Source organism: Jeotgalibacillus proteolyticus (genome assembly GCF_050107735.1).
Classification (GTDB): domain Bacteria; phylum Bacillota; class Bacilli; order Bacillales; family Jeotgalibacillaceae; genus Jeotgalibacillus; species Jeotgalibacillus proteolyticus_A.
In genome coordinates, this window is sequence record NZ_JBNILO010000005.1 from 233,340 (window position 1) to 247,871 (window position 14,532).

Below are 14,532 nucleotides of genomic sequence, written 5' to 3' on the forward strand. Positions count from 1 at the left end.
GATCTATCCCTATCCCTTTGTACCTGAGCTCAAATTGGAGCCTTCTATAAAATACCGCTGGAAAAAGAAAAATAATGCAATAACCGGAAGAAGCACAGTGACGGACATCGCCATCAAATAATTCCACTGCGTCTGAACGGTTCCTCTGAAGGTCTGCAGACCAATTTGCAAGGTGTACATCCTTTCATCATTTAGATAAAGCAGCGGACCTAAAAGATCATTCCATGCACCGTTAAAAGAAAAAATCGCGACCGTAATCAGAGCTGGCTTCGTCAAAGGAATCATGATATGCCACCAGATTTGCAAATGGCTGGCACCATCAAGTATAGCTGCTTCCATCAGCTCATTTGGAATCGACATCATAAATTGCCGGAGAAGGAAGATAAAAAATGCACTTCCAAAAAATGCAGGAACAATTAAGGGAAGATACGTATTTACCCATCCAAGCTTTGAAAATAGAATATATTGGGGAACCAATGTTACAAAACCCGGAATCAGCATCGTCGCCAAAATAATAACAAACCAGAGATTTTTCCCTTTAAATCGTATCTTTGCGAAAGCATAAGCTACAAGAGAATTAACAAGTACAGCTCCGATCATTCCCATTGTCGCAATAAACAGCGTATTTAACGCCCATCTGGTAAAAGGAGCCGTCTGCCAGGCCTCAATATAATTTGAAAATCGGAATTCACTCGGAAAGAATGTCGGCGGATACTGAGCAATTTCCTCAGGCGACTTTAAAGAAGTCGATATCATCCACCAAAGCGGCAGGAGGACTAATAAACTTCCCGCAAGTAAAACAAATGTGATAATCCATGCTTTAAAAGAAACCCTGAATTTTTTTGTTTCATACCATTTTGCCTTCCTCCGCGTCACCGCCTGTCCCCTCCTTCGTAATACACCCATTTTTTACTGAGGTATAAATGAAACACTGTCATTACGAGGACGATGAGGAATAAAACCCATGCCATCGCAGAAGCATAGCCCATATCAAACAGTTCAAACGCGTTATTCCACATATGAAGATTATAAAATAACAGGGAATTTGCAGGTCCGCCGTCTCCACTTTGGCTCATAACATATGCTTCCTGAAAAATTTGAAACGATCCGATGGTGCTGGTCACAATATCAAAGAAAATAATAGGAGTAATCATCGGAAGGGTTATGTAAAAGAATCGATGAAATACATTGGCCCCATCCAAAAGCGCTGCTTCATACATTTGCTTTGACACACCCTGCAGACTTGCAAGATACAGCAGCATTCCGCCCCCCACACTCCACATTTTCATCAAGATCAGTGCAGGTTTTGTCCACTCGGGATCAAACAGCCATGCAGGCCCTGCTATTCCAAACCATGCCAACACTGTATTCACAAGCCCGGTAGACGGACTGAGCATTTGCATCCACAAAAAATAAACTCCTACACCTGACAATACAGCAGGAAGATAATAGATTGTCCGAAAGACATTCATTCCCTTAACCTTCTGATTCAAAAGAACAGCAATTAATATGGCCCCTGCCGTTGTAAGAGGCACGGTAAAAGCAACATAATAAATGGTATTCCATAAAGAAGTCGTAAATAGGGCATCCACCTGAAACATTCGTTTATAATTTGCCAGTCCAATAAAGTCCATCCGTGAGGTAATATTGTAATTTGTGAAACTTGCATATAAAGAAAATAGCATCGGCCCCAATGTTAATCCAAAAAAGCCGATAAGCCAGGGGCTGATAAATAAATAACCAATTAAATTTTCTTTTTTGCTTCGCATCGGCTTTTGTCTTTTGCCTTTAATTAAACTGAGTTTAGCCGGCTGCATTTCATCAACAAGCGTTTTTCCTGCAGCACCCGTTTTATTTGCTCTCAATCATAGCCCCCCTTATCCAAAAAATAACGAAAAAGAAAGGTATCGACCCTTTCTTTTCGTTCATCCATTCCTATTCTCTTTTACTGTTTTCCACAGCAGCTTGTCCCTGCTCAAGCGCTTCAGCCGGTTCAAGCTCTCCAAGCATGACACTGTCAATTAATGGATTAATCTGACTCATGTAGTCCGGATACGCAACCGGCATCGGGTAAAGCTTAGTCGAGTCCAGGTTTTCATTTAAAAAGGTAAACACTTCTTTTTCCTGTCCTTCTAGCTCCTCTTCCGCCGCTTCAGAACCTGCAACATTTGCCACATTGTCATAGTTTTCAGAAGCCCAATATTTTTGTGCTTCTTCGCCTGTTAAGTAATTAATAAAATCCATGGCTTCTTCGGGGTGCTCTGAGCCTTCAGGCACTTCTACTACAAAGCCTCCACCCGTACTCCAATTATCAGCGGATTCATCAAAGGCCGGAATTGGTACAACTCCAACATCCATTCCATTTCCAAAATCACGTATTTGCGTATAGAATGTGCCAACATCGACCCACATCGCTACTTTTCCATTAATAAAAGGATTTGCTTGCTCACTGCCAAATTCTGCTGTAAAAGCATCAATGGTCTGTGCGCCATACCTTTCTTTCCAGGAAGCTACCCATTCCAGTGCTTCTACTTTTTTATCCGTATCGACCGTTACTTCTCCATTTTCAATAAAACCATTGCCCCCGTCTGCATTTGTCATCCAGGAATCTGCTCCATAGCTTCCCCATAGCGGGTAAAAGCCGATCCGCTCATATCGATCCCCATTCTTTTTATCCAGTTTCTGCGCATATTCTTCAAGTTCTGCCCACGTTTCAGGAGGCTGTTCAGGGTCAAGTCCAACTTCTTCAAAAGCCGTTTTATTGTAAAAAAGAACCCTGGTATCTGTATTAAAAGGCACTGCATACAGTTTTTCATCGACTAAAACGGTTTCTGCTAGATTCGGATAAAACTGCTCCAGATAATCCTCTTCCACATAGTCAGTTAATTCTGTTACCTGATTGGCTTCCGCTCTTTGGGCAACAGAATTTATATCATTTACAATGACATCTGCAGGGTTTCCTGCTGCAATCGATGCCAGATTCTTCGTCCAAATATCTCCCCACGGTAAATACGTATGTTTTACAAAAACCTCATCCTGGGATTCATTGTAGTCATCAATCATTTTTTCAATAATCGGTCTTCTTGTTTCAGACCCCCAGAACGTCCAAAAATCCAACTCCACTTTGCCATCTGCTGCCTGCGAAGACCCGCTGTCTTCATTGCTGCATCCCGCTGCCAATAAACAGATCAAAACTAAGATGACGCTTCTTTTTGCAACTGTGAGCATGTTGTTTTCTCCTTTATATGTAATTAATCTATCAGGTAACATTACCTCCCTTCTTCTCCTTCTAAACCTCATATTTTGTAAATTTCTACAATAATGACAGTCACTCACAAAGATTTATATTTAAACAAATTCTTTAGACCTAATATAATCCTTTAAAAGGATGATTCTAAAGTAATATTACTTTATTATTTTCTATAATATGGGTAAAAATAAGAAGCAGTACTAATCTACTGTTTTTATATTCTAAATTAATCTTTTCAACACCTGTACAAATGAATCTCCCTCTTGCATCCCGTCTCTTTGAACTAAATAAGTGGCTGAAAGAGGTAAATTCAGCTCTTTTTCCACGAACACTTCAAGCACTCTTCCTTCCACCAGCTCACGTCGCACAATCGATCGGGGCAGGACCGAAAAACCGATTCCTTCCTCAATAAAACGTTTTGTAACATGAACCTGAGAGATTTTCATCGTTCTTATGAAGGGATGAAGGCTTTTCATTTTCAGCAATACCTCCTCCCAGTATTCCGGATGATTATGTGTGATGAGATAGTAGTCTTCTATAATCTCCTCCAGTTCAAGAGGAGCGGCGTTCTCTCTTTCACCCCCGTCATGAGGAACGATGACTGCGAGGGGTTCGCTGTATAATTTTTCACATGTCAGTCCCAGGAGGCTTGTTTCCTGTCTGGACAAACCCAGATCCGCCCTTCCTTTTTCAATCTCTTCACTGATGAGATTCGATTCCACCACGTTAATCATCACTTCAACCTGAGGATGTTCCTTCATAAATACATGTACCCAATACGGCAAATACACAGAAGCGATAAGTGGAGAAACGGCAAGCGTCAGGGTCTTCTTATACCCCTGCCGGAATTGCTCCATTTTCATTTGTCCCTTTTCAACCTCCAGTACAATCGATTTTGCATGATGTAAAAACGTATTTCCTGCCGGAGTTAAACGCACCACTCTTCCTTTACGTTGAAACAGCCGGATTCCTGTTTCTTTTTCAAGCTGTTTAATGTGGACCGAGACCGTTGGCTGAGATAAATATAATAGCTCTGCCGTCTTATGGAAATTTTCACAAGAAGCTGCAGTAATAAAAGTTCTTAACCAGCTTATATTCATAGAGAAACCTCCCATTCATTGATTATGTTTTTTAATCATTATCTCATTAATTTACTATTATTAATAATCACTCAAAAACGTTACGGTTATTTTAATCAGATAAAAAAGGAGTGTGTTCAATGAACAATGAAAAATGGAGTAGAGGGCTCGAAGGAGTGATCGCAACCGATACAGCCATCAGCCTGGTTGACGGGCAAAATGGCCGATTAATTTACAGGGGGCATGAGGCAAATAAGCTTTCCTTGCAGTGCTCTTTTGAAGAAGTATGCCACTTGCTCTGGTATGGCCGCCTGCCTGATGCGGACAGTCTTCTCAAAATCCAGGAAAAGTTTCGCCATTACCGGATTTTGCCCTCTCATGTCAGCAGCATCTTACAAGCGCTTCCACGGGAAATGTCGATGATGAGTGTCATCCGAACTTGCGTATCCGCACTTGAGAGCTCTTTTTTCTCATGGCCGCCAACCGTTGACCAGGCGATTGCAGCTACAGCAGTGGTTCCAACCATCATTACAGCAAGAATGGCCCATTTAAAAAAGGAAGAGCCCATTAAACCGGACCCTTCCCTTCACCACATCGCAAACTATTTAACTATGCTTCATGGCAAAAAACCAACGGACACGCACGAGAAGGCTTTGACCGCATACAGCATCCTGACAATGGAGCACGGCATGAACGCCTCCACTTTTGCTTCAAGAGTGATTGCCTCCACTGAATCAGACCTGATCTCAGGTGCAGCTGGAGCAATTGGCGCAATGAAGGGTCCTTTGCACGGAGGTGCCCCAAGTGAAGTAACGCAAATGCTTCATGAGATTCAGACAAAAGAAAGAGCAGAAGTCTGGATCAAAGAAAAGCTTGAAAACCGTGAAAAACTGATGGGGTTTGGCCACCGTGTTTATAAAACAACGGATCCAAGGTCTGAAGCGTTAAAAGAAATGACCAAACAGCTGGCAGGAGAAGATCCATGGCTTGATCTTGCCTATTTCGTAGAAGAAACCGCCCTCCGTCTGCTTGATCACTACAAGCCCGGCAGAAAGCTCTACACAAATGTGGAATTCTATGCTGCTGCCATCTTAAAAGCAGTCGACCTGCCGCCTGAATTATTTACCCCTACCTTCACAGCGAGCCGAATGGTCGGATGGACAGCCAACATTATCGAGCAATCCGAAAACAACCGCATCTTCCGTCCACAATCACTTTACACCGGGGCTGTTCCCTTTAGCTGACAAAAGGGGCCAGGCCCCTTTTGTACTGTAAAGCACTAACTCAACTCCTAAACCCCCGCTATGAAGCCTTTCTCAGCTTTTCTCCTCTTCTAGCAAGGCCAAAATAGGACAGCAAAGCAAGTGTGCTGGTGGTAAACATAATAAAGCCCATTGGAACTGCCGTTTGTTCACCGGCAATTCCCACAAGCGGGGCTGTAATAGACCCGAGCAGAAATGGCAGCAGCCCTAAAAGCGCTGATGCACTGCCCGCAATATGTCCCTGCGTCTGCATGGCGAGTGAAAAGCTGGAAGTGGATACGATCCCAATTGACATGACGAAAAAGAACAGCGGGATGGCCAGTGAAATAAATGGTCCATTTAAAAGCACAGCAAAAACCAGAGCGGTACTCACGATAAAGGCCTGGGAAAGACCAATCAGCAAGAAGGTTTTTTCTGTTATAACATGGGACAGGCGGCCAACGAGCTGGGTGCCGATGATCAGGCCAAATCCATTGATTCCGAACAGAAAACTAAATTGTGTATCCGAGAACCCGTACACATTCTGGTAAACAAACGGAGTTCCTGAGACGTAAGCAAATACACCAGCAATCATAAGTCCCTGGGCAAGGGCATAGCCTGCAAACTGGCGGTCTGTAAGCAGAGATTTGAAATTCTTTAAGGTCTGGCCGATATTACTCGGCACACGTTCTGCAACAGGCAGGGTTTCTTCAAACCGGATAAAGATGGTGCTTGTTAAAACGAGTCCAATGACAGCAAGGAGGACAAATACACCCTGCCAGTTTGTAAAAGAAAGCACTCCGGCACCGGCAATTGGCGCTAAGATTGGTGCGAGGTTACTAATGAGCATAAGAAGAGAGAAAAATTTGGTTAATTCTCTTCCACTGAACATATCCCTCACAATGGCGCGTGAAATAACAATCCCTGCAGCCGCGGAGAATCCTTGGAGAAAGCGCACCCCAATTAAAAAGTAGATATTCGGTGAAAAGGAAATGAGCAGGGAAGCAAGCAAGAATGAGATCAACCCAATGATCAACGGCTTTTTCCGACCGTGCACATCACTTAATGGCCCCATCACCAGCTGGCCAAGACCAAGACCAAGCAAACAGGCAGTTAAGCTTAATTGAACAGCCGAGGCACTGGAGTGCAGCTCCTGTGCGATCATGGGGAACGCCGGCAGGTACATATCGATCGTGAGAGGTCCAAGGGCTCCTAACGTTCCAAGCAAAAAAGCAAGCTGCAGGCGTTTTCTTCCGGATAATAGATTCATATATAGCGACCTTTCTTATAGAAAAACAAATAGTCCTGGCTGTCAGTCAGTGACTGCTGTCAGGTTCGTTAAATGATTTTCAGTTTAATAAATACAGTAATTCGTACGCTATTATCCTCCTAACTTTTGAAAAATGCACGTTCTATGCTCAATTTGGAACAGAAAAGTTCCCGGTCAGTAAACATTGATTTCCTTGCTTCCGCTTCCTCTATTACCATATTTTGTTTGATGCATGTTCTTCTATCCCTTATACTTTGAACAGATATAAAAAAGGAGGGAATGCCAGATGGAAACGATGGAGACAATTTATACTTCGAATTTTAAAACAGGTGCCTATGAGTTTTACCATCAACTTCGCAAAACCGATCCTGTATATGCTATGAACCAGCAAAATGGTCAGACTTCCTGGATGATTACTAAATATGATCAAGTAAAAGAATTGCTTAAAAGTCCAAATTTTATTAAAGATCAATCGAAAATATTTGTCACACCGGCAGCTGAGGGAGACGAAGGAAAAATCATCCGAATCTTTCGGAACATGATGCTTGATGCCGACCCGCCTGACCACACGAGGCTAAGAAAGCTTGTTCAGCCTTTTTTTAATCCGAAAACGATCAAAGCACTGGAGCCTCGGATGCAGGCTATCGCAAATGACCTGATCACTGAACTGAAAACCCAAGATGGACCGGTTGATTTGATTACTCATTTCGCCTTCCCTCTTCCTATTATTGTTATTAGTGAAATGCTTGGCGTACCCACAAAAGACCGCCACAAATTCCGCAAATGGTCCAATACCATTCTGGCAGCCTCTGATAACTTAACGACTAATTTTGCAGAAGATGTAGAAGACTTTATCGCGTATTTATCCCGATTGTTTGAGGAACGAAAAGAGCAGCCTCAGGATGATTTGATTTCCAAGCTTCTGCAAGCGGAAGAAGAAGGGGAAAAATTAAACCGGGACGAGTTGTACTCCATGATTGTTCTCCTGATTATTGCCGGTCATGAAACAACCGTAAATTTAATCGCCAACACGATGTATGCCCTCTTTGAGCATCCTGATCAATTAAAGGCCGTTCAAAAAGATCACTCTCTTATTGAGCCTGCGATTGAAGAAGGACTGCGTTTTTACAGTCCAGTTGATTTCTCTACAGCAAGATGGTCAGAAAAAGACATGGAGTTTCACGGAAAAACGTTTAAACGGGGAGATTTTGTGCTGGCTTCTCTAAGCTCGGCAAACCGGGACGAAGAGAAGTTCACGGACGCGAATACCTTTGATATCACAAGAAATCCATCCGCACATGTGGCTTTTGGCTTCGGCATCCATTTTTGCCTTGGAGCACCTCTGGCCAGACTTGAAGGAAAAATCGCATTGGAATCACTTTTAACCGCTTTTCCTTCTATTCGCATGGCATCTCAGGAACAGCCTCAGTGGATTAATCAGTTTTTATTAAGAGGTCTCAAGGAATTAAATGTTCAATTAGAGGCATAAATAACAGGCCCCTGATTCCGCAGCAAGCGGTTCAGGGGCCTGTTTACTTATTTAATATCTACATTTTTCACATTGCTGTCATGAAAAATATTTAATTTGAGGTCTCTTGAAAGAATGCGAAGCGCCTGTCCTCCCGCCTCGCTGTTCCCTTTTTTATTTATCGCTGGTCCAATAATGCCAATCCCCATTTGACCTGGAACAGAACCCACTATACTGCCGGAGACACCACTTTTCAATGGAAAGCCTACCTCCACGCCAAATGATCCGGATTCGTTGTACATTCCGGACGACAGCATAATCGCTTTTACCGTGCGGACATGTTCAGGCTGGATAAGCTGTTTTTTTGCACCGATCAATCTTCCATGATTGGATAAAAAGCAGCCCATTTTCGCTAAAGCGAGTGAATTAATATCAATAGAGTTGATGCGATGATATAAGTCGAGTGCGTCGTCAGATTCCTGGCTTGATAATACCCCTGTGCTCTCCATAAAATAAGCGAGCGCTCTGTTTCTTGCTCCATTTTTAACTTCTGATTCGTACACATCTTCATTCATGCTGATTTTCTTGTTCTCCATGATTTTCCGAATGAAATCCAGGCATCTTTCAAATCGCTCTTCCACAGAACTTCCTTTGATCATGCTGGCTGTCGCGATTGCTCCTGAATTAATCAGTGGATTATATGGCCGCTGCCCCTCGTAATCCTCAAGATTAGATATGGAATTGAAAAAATCGTCTGTGGGTTCCATGCCTACTTTTTGAAACACAATCTCCTTGCCAAAATCCTCAAGTGCCATTAAAAGCAAAATGACTTTCGAGATGCTTTGAAATGAAAAATCGTTATGATCTTCACCTGCAGAATATACATCTCCATCAAGTGTCACAATGGTTACACCGAGATCTGTTAAATGTGATTGATCCAGCCCGGGAATATGATCAACAACGGACCCTCTTGAAGCAAAGGGTCTGCAGGCTTTTACTACCTCTTCGATATATTCATTCGATAATTTCTTCATAAACTGCCCCCTTATTTAATTTTGCCCTACTTTATCTATACCCAAAATCATTGGGGCAAGGGCCTTAAAATAACTCACATTTGTGAAATAATCTATCAGATATGGAGGGGGTTATAATGAAGGCTATAAAAGAGGGGAACTTGACGGGAGATGAATGCTCATTCTGCCAATTGTCTTCCCAAAAGGCAGGAGATGGTTAAGCCAAGCAAATGTAAAAGGATGCTTAAAGCCCCCTGCTTTACTTATTGCACGCCAAGAGGCTTTCATTTTTTAACTTGTTTTACTTAACCCCAGAGCGCCTCCGTCTACTGCAGCACCGAGTTCTTCAAGCTCCTTAAGAATCAACTCTTTTAGAAGAATTGCTTCATTGAGCGTTGCGAAGCTGACGATCAGTTCTTCCATCATAAGCTGCTGAACAGATATCACATGGGGATAGCGATACTGGTCTTTAATTTCCATGTCATGGAGACGGACTTCATAGGAGGAAGATGATTCTTTTTTTGCAATCAGTTTCCGTACTGCTGAACGGAGTGAGGGTTGTTTTTCATACCCAATATGTAAATGGTTTTCTTTAGCGAACTGAATAAATTCATCTGTTAATTGAACAGGACCTATATAGCGAAAAGAAAGCTGATTGGATGGTTCATTGTTTAGGATGACTGTTTCTGCTGAGAAATAATTCAATGGATCACATACCCCTTTTTGCGTTTTTTGTTCCTTTTTATAATGTCGGCAATTTTTCAGCATTGTTTACACTGAAATCGCAAAAATTTGAGACCGACCGGGACAAAACGTCAAGTGAAGGGAATAAGGCTGTACATCATGTCACAGCCCCCTGCCTGCAAGATTATTCTCTAACTTCATCCGTTTCTTTTCCGCCTATTCCATCCCAGGGATCATTTTGCGCTTCTGTTCCACCATCATCTACTTCAATCTCCGACCCATCATCACGGTTATCGAGGATTTCTCTGTCTTTTTCAAGGATATTGGCACTTCCTTCTTTTTGATGGCCCGGCTGTTCTTTCTCTGATTCGTTTAATTCATTTATATTACACGCCGTTAACAGCAGCACAAACCCTATAACAAGAGAAAACTTCTTTAATGATTTCATGTAATTGCCCCCTTTATACAAATAGCTTTCCCTGCTTAAGCTCATCTATGTACATATACATAATGGCCGCGGGAACGGACATGCTAAACCATAAAAACAAGTTAGGAGGGAACCAAATGGGATTTATTTTGTATCTGATTGTCGGCGGTTTGATTGGCTGGATCGCAGGAATGATTTTAGGTAAAGACATTCCTGGAGGCATTATTGGAAATATTATCGCGGGGATTATTGGAGCCTGGATCGGTGATATGATTTTAGGCGATCTTGGACCTGAAATTGCAGATATCGCAATTATTCCTGCACTTCTTGGCGCGATTATTTTAATTTTGATTGTAAGCTTTATTTTGAAAGCGATGAGGAACAAATAATCAATGCGGCAAGATTTTGTAAAACAGATGGTCCTGCTTGCTTCCTGCATTCACCAGCATACTTCTGTTTTTAAGAGGGGAAAATAAAAGCAGTCATGCAGGAGGTGGATTTACTTGAGCTCACACAATAAAGCAAATAAAGACGGCGGGACAAAGCAAAACAGCAAGCAGAAACCAAAAGGGAAAACTTCCAGCTCTGCAAATGGACAAAACGGCTATCATTAGCCATACAAATAAGCATGTCCACACGACTTTTTTTCGTGTGGACATGCTTTATTTTTATGATCGATCCGGCATGGCGATGGTTTCAAATTCATCGACAAGTTTTTGCAGGTTTTCCTTTAGCTGCTGGCCTTCCATCGGTTTTCCGTGTCCGGTTACAGCAATAGAGGGCTCTAGATTCTTTATAGCCCGCACAGAATCCCAGGATGCCTGAAAATCCATTGTGAGGTATTTAGGCGGTCCATGAATTTCAAGGGTTTGCATCGTCACCTTCGCAAGAGACTCCTGCTTAACCGTTACAAATGCGTCTCCAGCTATTAGAAAACGGTCCCGTTCCCGAAACAATGAAACGTGCCCGGGAGTATGACCTGGAGTATGAACCCATTTCCATTCGGGCATGAACGGAATCGAGCCGTCGTCTGGAAGAGACTGCACTTTTTGACCTAAATTAATCGCTTCGTTAGGAAACAGTTTAGGTGACATTTTCGCAACTAATCCTTTATCGACTGTAGGATCAGGTTCAGGGTAGTCCTGCCTGCCGGTAAGATAGGGCATCTCAAGAGAATGTGCGTATACCGGCACCCCCCACTCTAAAGAAAGCTCCTCCACACCGCCCACATGATCGAAATGGCCATGAGTCAAGATGATCGCTTCAGGCTTCGTCCCTTTTCCGTATCGTTCCTCTGCTTCTTTCTTTATCTTTTCAGCTGATTTAGGCATTCCTGCATCAACCAGCACCCACGATTGGGCAGATGGATCAAGGGTTACAAAAAAGAGATTGACCACCTGATTCGTATACATAAACACATCAGACACGACGTCCTGTTCTTCTCCTGCCTTAACAGATACTACAGGTATTAATTTATCCATTGGTATACCTCTCCCTTTCCCAGCATAATTTATTCCTTTTCTTCTTTATCCTTTGAAGAGCTTAATGCCTTTATAAAATAGGCAGTTGGCAGCAGCAGTCCAAGACTGGCTTCAATGAGAGCGAAAAAACGTGCCGGACCCACAGGCACCATGTCTCCATATCCCACAGAAAGAATCGTTACACCACTAAAATAAAGGAAATTGCCAAAGGTCTTTTCAACAGGGTCTCCATAAGGGTCATTAATCGATAACAGCTGTTCATTGAAGGAAAGCAAATAATATAAGAGACCAAACCCAAGTGTTAAACTTAAGAGAACGAAAAACAGTTTATAAAACAGTACTGGACTGAAATAGCTGTCCTTAAAAGACTTATTAGTGAAAAAATAATAAAGCGTAATAAGAAGGTAGACAATTGTCATGCCGATTAATATGGAAGAAGCCATTCTTAAAACCATTCCTTTCCCTATGTTTTCCATTCCCGATTCTTTTATTAAAAAACATAGGTGGGGGACAGATTTTTTGAAATAAAAAGACTCTTTGCTATATACTGGTTTTATCAACTAAACAAAGAAAGAGGGTTTCACATGGCTAAAATTGATCAATTTATGGCAGGATGGCTGACACACAGGCAGGCATTAATTGAACTTGTTGAAGTAATTGACAACGACCATCTTCATTTCAAGCCTTGGGATGAAGCGATGTCTGTATCTGAATTGGTTCAGCATATTGCCGATTCTACAAGTATGTTTGTTCGAACGGTTCAAAATGGAGAGCTGACTCCTCCTTCAGGAAATCAAACATTTGAGTCGATCACGGATCTCCAGGACTATTTACAGGCTGCGACTGAGCAAACACTGGCTGATTTAAAAACGCTTTCTGATGAACAGCTCGATAAACAAGTGGAGTTTTACGGCTCTGTGATGCCAGGCTATGCATTGCTTGAAAGTGGAAAAGACCATGAGATTCACCACAAAGGACAGCTGTTTACCTATGCACGTTTAACAGGTGCCAAGGAGCTCCCGTTTTTTATCGCACGTTAAAAAAAGAGCCGTCCCACATACTTTGTGGAACGGCTCTTTTTACTTATTCTTCAATGACTCTTGACCTAGAGCCGTCTTTTTCAGAGCCTGCCGCTCCAGGGTAGTGTAGATCCTGGTCCCGGTCCGACTGTACTTTCTTTTGCTTTTTCAGCTTTTTTTCCTGTCTGTCTTTTCCCATGCTGCATCCCCCCTGTTTATACTTTCTCCTTCTTGCCCCCTTGCTATTCGGATTATTATTGCCATGTTTTTATGGTTATATTTCTGCTCCATTCAACCACACTAAGAAGGCTTTACTACTTTCAGAATGGAGGAATTTGCATGAGAAACAAAGCAAAAAATTTTCCTGAAATGACGATGAAGGGTGAAGCAGGAAAGGCGCGTGCAAAATCACGATTTGCTTCTAAACGGGCAGACGGGACGATCAATACGCATCCTCAGGAAAGAATGGAAGCATCCGGACATCGCAGGCTTGATAACAACAGCTAAATGAATGCCAGAGCTTGGGACAAAAGTGTCTCAAGCTCTTTGACTGGTTCGGCTGCGCTGCAGGAGTCGCCACCTTCCGCTCCGCTCACCTACTACTAGTAATAAATATATCCGCATTTTTGAAACTTTTTTGAGTTTTGTTCCAGCCTCTTTTTATCCAAAAAAAGAGACTGTGACAAAAACTGTCTCAGCCTTTTTGACCGGATCGCTGCGTTTCAGGTGGATACTTTCCGCAGGACCGGGGATTGAGCCTTTCCAGGGCATGTCCCCATAAAGTCTCAGCTTGCCGTCATATCCCGCTTGAGTCGCCACCTTCAGCTCCGCTTACCAAATACTACCTCGTTTTTTTAAATGTTTTTGTTTTGTCCCGCCCTCAGTAAAAGTTAAAGATTTGAACGCTCTTCTTCTATTTCACGGCGTGTATCTTCGACAGCTTCCATACGCTGTGCATTTTTATCTCTTCTTTTTTCTCTGGCTGCTGCAGTGTCGGCATGCTCAATAGCGAATTCAGTATCTTTTATATTTTGCTCGGTATTGTTAAGCATTTCCTGCATCTTTTTAATTTTTGCCCGGTGTTCCCCTTCATGCTGCTGACCTTTATTCATATCGAGATCCCCCCATTGATTTTATCCATTTGTAACAATCGGTTCTTTGCCGGTTTTATCCAGCATTTTCCCTTTGTTTGTTTTTGCCGCATTTTTAGATTGTGTGCCCAGATGCTCCGGTACGAAAGCTTTGCTGTTTTTCTTCGGATTACTCAAAAGACTCACCCCCTACTTGTGTAATATGCCCTTTTAATGACGAAACATAGGTAGCAATAATTTCTGAACACAAAAAGAGCTTGGGACAAGAGTGTCTCAAGCTCTACGACCGGTTCACTTCACTTCAGGCGGACGCTTTTCGCAGGGACGGCGCTGAGCCTTTCCAGGGCCTGCCCTGCAAAGTCTCAGCTTGCCTTCATGTCCTGCAGGAGCTATTCCTGTGAGGAAGTTACGCAGCTATTGCATAAAAATAGCCCCTCCGATATGATGCAGGTGCAAACCCTAGAGCCCATATCGAGGAGGAGCTATACATGCATCTTAATAGAAATGAA

At 42.6% G+C, this 14,532-nt stretch carries 18 protein-coding genes; 5 read left to right on the top strand and 13 right to left on the bottom strand.

Translation table 11 applies throughout. The annotated features are described in order from the left end of the window. Positions 1–9: 9 nt before the first annotated feature. The 4 genes from ACQCT8_RS10360 to ACQCT8_RS10375 form a co-directional block, all read right to left on the bottom strand. On the bottom strand, positions 10–876 hold the full coding sequence (locus ACQCT8_RS10360) for a carbohydrate ABC transporter permease (protein ID WP_426870809.1): 867 nt from the start codon (positions 874–876) through the stop codon (positions 10–12). After that, a complete protein-coding gene (locus tag ACQCT8_RS10365; RefSeq protein WP_426870811.1) occupies positions 873–1,865 on the bottom strand; it encodes a carbohydrate ABC transporter permease in 993 nt (330 codons plus the stop codon). Before ACQCT8_RS10365 ends, ACQCT8_RS10360 begins: the two co-directional genes overlap by 4 nt. A gap of 70 nt (positions 1,866–1,935) precedes the next feature. Then, on the bottom strand, positions 1,936–3,228 hold the full coding sequence (locus ACQCT8_RS10370) for an ABC transporter substrate-binding protein (protein ID WP_426870813.1): 1,293 nt from the start codon (positions 3,226–3,228) through the stop codon (positions 1,936–1,938). 243 nt (positions 3,229–3,471) lie between these two features. Beyond that, the gene (locus tag ACQCT8_RS10375) at positions 3,472–4,350 is read right to left on the bottom strand and encodes a LysR family transcriptional regulator (RefSeq protein ID WP_426870815.1); all 879 of its coding nucleotides are present in this window, start codon (positions 4,348–4,350) and stop codon (positions 3,472–3,474) included. A 119-nt stretch (positions 4,351–4,469) separates the two neighbouring features. On the opposite strand from ACQCT8_RS10375, the gene ACQCT8_RS10380 reads away from it, so the two are divergent. Continuing rightward, entirely contained in the window at positions 4,470–5,573 is a 1,104-nt protein-coding gene (locus ACQCT8_RS10380) for a citrate synthase/methylcitrate synthase (RefSeq protein WP_426870817.1), read from the top strand. A gap of 58 nt (positions 5,574–5,631) precedes the next feature. Here ACQCT8_RS10380 and ACQCT8_RS10385 read toward each other — a convergent pair whose 3' ends face one another. Next, positions 5,632–6,840 carry a multidrug effflux MFS transporter gene (locus ACQCT8_RS10385; protein WP_426870819.1) on the bottom strand — a complete coding sequence of 403 codons (1,209 nt, stop codon included), beginning with the start codon at positions 6,838–6,840 and terminating at the stop codon, positions 5,632–5,634. A gap of 286 nt (positions 6,841–7,126) precedes the next feature. Here ACQCT8_RS10385 and ACQCT8_RS10390 point away from each other — a divergent pair, with 286 nt between their 5' ends. Further along, a complete protein-coding gene (locus ACQCT8_RS10390; protein ID WP_426870821.1) occupies positions 7,127–8,329 on the top strand; it encodes a cytochrome P450 family protein in 1,203 nt (400 codons plus the stop codon). A gap of 47 nt (positions 8,330–8,376) precedes the next feature. Here the strand turns inward: ACQCT8_RS10390 and glsA are convergent, their stop codons facing one another. From glsA to ACQCT8_RS10405, 3 genes are all read right to left on the bottom strand, one after another. Next, the gene (gene glsA, locus ACQCT8_RS10395; RefSeq protein ID WP_426870823.1) at positions 8,377–9,342 is read right to left on the bottom strand and encodes a glutaminase A; all 966 of its coding nucleotides are present in this window, start codon (positions 9,340–9,342) and stop codon (positions 8,377–8,379) included. Between the two features lie 270 nt (positions 9,343–9,612). Next, the gene (locus ACQCT8_RS10400) at positions 9,613–10,026 is read right to left on the bottom strand and encodes a hypothetical protein (RefSeq protein WP_426870825.1); all 414 of its coding nucleotides are present in this window, start codon (positions 10,024–10,026) and stop codon (positions 9,613–9,615) included. Between the two features lie 163 nt (positions 10,027–10,189). Continuing rightward, positions 10,190–10,453, bottom strand: a complete 264-nt coding sequence (locus tag ACQCT8_RS10405) for a hypothetical protein (RefSeq protein ID WP_426870827.1) — start codon at positions 10,451–10,453, stop codon at positions 10,190–10,192. Between the two features lie 116 nt (positions 10,454–10,569). Between ACQCT8_RS10405 and ACQCT8_RS10410 the strand changes: the two genes are divergently transcribed. Further along, complete coding sequence (locus tag ACQCT8_RS10410) at positions 10,570–10,821, top strand: GlsB/YeaQ/YmgE family stress response membrane protein (RefSeq protein WP_426870829.1); 252 nt, start codon at positions 10,570–10,572, stop codon at positions 10,819–10,821. A gap of 279 nt (positions 10,822–11,100) precedes the next feature. Here ACQCT8_RS10410 and ACQCT8_RS10415 read toward each other — a convergent pair whose 3' ends face one another. Together ACQCT8_RS10415 and ACQCT8_RS10420 are read right to left on the bottom strand one after the other, a co-directional pair. Beyond that, positions 11,101–11,913, bottom strand: a complete 813-nt coding sequence (locus ACQCT8_RS10415; protein ID WP_426870831.1) for an MBL fold metallo-hydrolase — start codon at positions 11,911–11,913, stop codon at positions 11,101–11,103. Between the two features lie 29 nt (positions 11,914–11,942). Further along, positions 11,943–12,389, bottom strand: coding sequence for a potassium channel family protein (locus ACQCT8_RS10420; RefSeq protein ID WP_426870832.1), 447 nt, complete (start codon positions 12,387–12,389; stop codon positions 11,943–11,945). A gap of 108 nt (positions 12,390–12,497) precedes the next feature. Between ACQCT8_RS10420 and ACQCT8_RS10425 the strand changes: the two genes are divergently transcribed. Then, on the top strand, positions 12,498–12,953 hold the full coding sequence (locus tag ACQCT8_RS10425; RefSeq protein WP_426870834.1) for a DinB family protein: 456 nt from the start codon (positions 12,498–12,500) through the stop codon (positions 12,951–12,953). 43 nt (positions 12,954–12,996) lie between these two features. Here ACQCT8_RS10425 and ACQCT8_RS10430 read toward each other — a convergent pair whose 3' ends face one another. Beyond that, a complete protein-coding gene (locus ACQCT8_RS10430; RefSeq protein ID WP_278240916.1) occupies positions 12,997–13,131 on the bottom strand; it encodes a YpzI family protein in 135 nt (44 codons plus the stop codon). 140 nt (positions 13,132–13,271) lie between these two features. On the opposite strand from ACQCT8_RS10430, the gene sspK reads away from it, so the two are divergent. Further along, positions 13,272–13,439, top strand: coding sequence for a small, acid-soluble spore protein K (gene sspK / locus ACQCT8_RS10435; protein ID WP_278240917.1), 168 nt, complete (start codon positions 13,272–13,274; stop codon positions 13,437–13,439). Between the two features lie 383 nt (positions 13,440–13,822). Here the strand turns inward: sspK and ACQCT8_RS10440 are convergent, their stop codons facing one another. Continuing rightward, on the bottom strand, positions 13,823–14,044 hold the full coding sequence (locus ACQCT8_RS10440) for a small acid-soluble spore protein Tlp (protein WP_426870837.1): 222 nt from the start codon (positions 14,042–14,044) through the stop codon (positions 13,823–13,825). A 21-nt stretch (positions 14,045–14,065) separates the two neighbouring features. After that, positions 14,066–14,200, bottom strand: a complete 135-nt coding sequence (sspN, locus tag ACQCT8_RS10445; protein WP_426870839.1) for a small acid-soluble spore protein N — start codon at positions 14,198–14,200, stop codon at positions 14,066–14,068. Between the last annotated feature and the right edge of the window lie 332 nt (positions 14,201–14,532).

Bases quoted from the DNA above. Each gene is read 5' to 3' on its own strand.
- ACQCT8_RS10370 (WP_426870813.1), bottom strand. From the start codon at position 3,228: ATGCTCACAGTTGCAAAAAGAAGCGTCATCTTAGTTTTGATCTGTTTA.
- ACQCT8_RS10375 (WP_426870815.1), bottom strand. From the start codon at position 4,350: ATGAATATAAGCTGGTTAAGAACTTTTATTACTGCAGCTTCTTGTGAA.
- ACQCT8_RS10380 (WP_426870817.1), top strand. From the start codon at position 4,470: ATGAACAATGAAAAATGGAGTAGAGGGCTCGAAGGAGTGATCGCAACC.
- ACQCT8_RS10385 (WP_426870819.1), bottom strand. From the start codon at position 6,840: ATGAATCTATTATCCGGAAGAAAACGCCTGCAGCTTGCTTTTTTGCTT.
- ACQCT8_RS10390 (WP_426870821.1), top strand. From the start codon at position 7,127: ATGGAAACGATGGAGACAATTTATACTTCGAATTTTAAAACAGGTGCC.
- glsA (WP_426870823.1), bottom strand. From the start codon at position 9,342: ATGAAGAAATTATCGAATGAATATATCGAAGAGGTAGTAAAAGCCTGC.
- ACQCT8_RS10405 (WP_426870827.1), bottom strand. From the start codon at position 10,453: ATGAAATCATTAAAGAAGTTTTCTCTTGTTATAGGGTTTGTGCTGCTG.
- ACQCT8_RS10410 (WP_426870829.1), top strand. From the start codon at position 10,570: ATGGGATTTATTTTGTATCTGATTGTCGGCGGTTTGATTGGCTGGATC.
- ACQCT8_RS10415 (WP_426870831.1), bottom strand. From the start codon at position 11,913: ATGGATAAATTAATACCTGTAGTATCTGTTAAGGCAGGAGAAGAACAG.
- ACQCT8_RS10420 (WP_426870832.1), bottom strand. From the start codon at position 12,389: ATGGAAAACATAGGGAAAGGAATGGTTTTAAGAATGGCTTCTTCCATA.
- ACQCT8_RS10425 (WP_426870834.1), top strand. From the start codon at position 12,498: ATGGCTAAAATTGATCAATTTATGGCAGGATGGCTGACACACAGGCAG.
- ACQCT8_RS10430 (WP_278240916.1), bottom strand. From the start codon at position 13,131: ATGGGAAAAGACAGACAGGAAAAAAAGCTGAAAAAGCAAAAGAAAGTA.
- sspK (WP_278240917.1), top strand. From the start codon at position 13,272: ATGAGAAACAAAGCAAAAAATTTTCCTGAAATGACGATGAAGGGTGAA.
- ACQCT8_RS10440 (WP_426870837.1), bottom strand. From the start codon at position 14,044: ATGAATAAAGGTCAGCAGCATGAAGGGGAACACCGGGCAAAAATTAAA.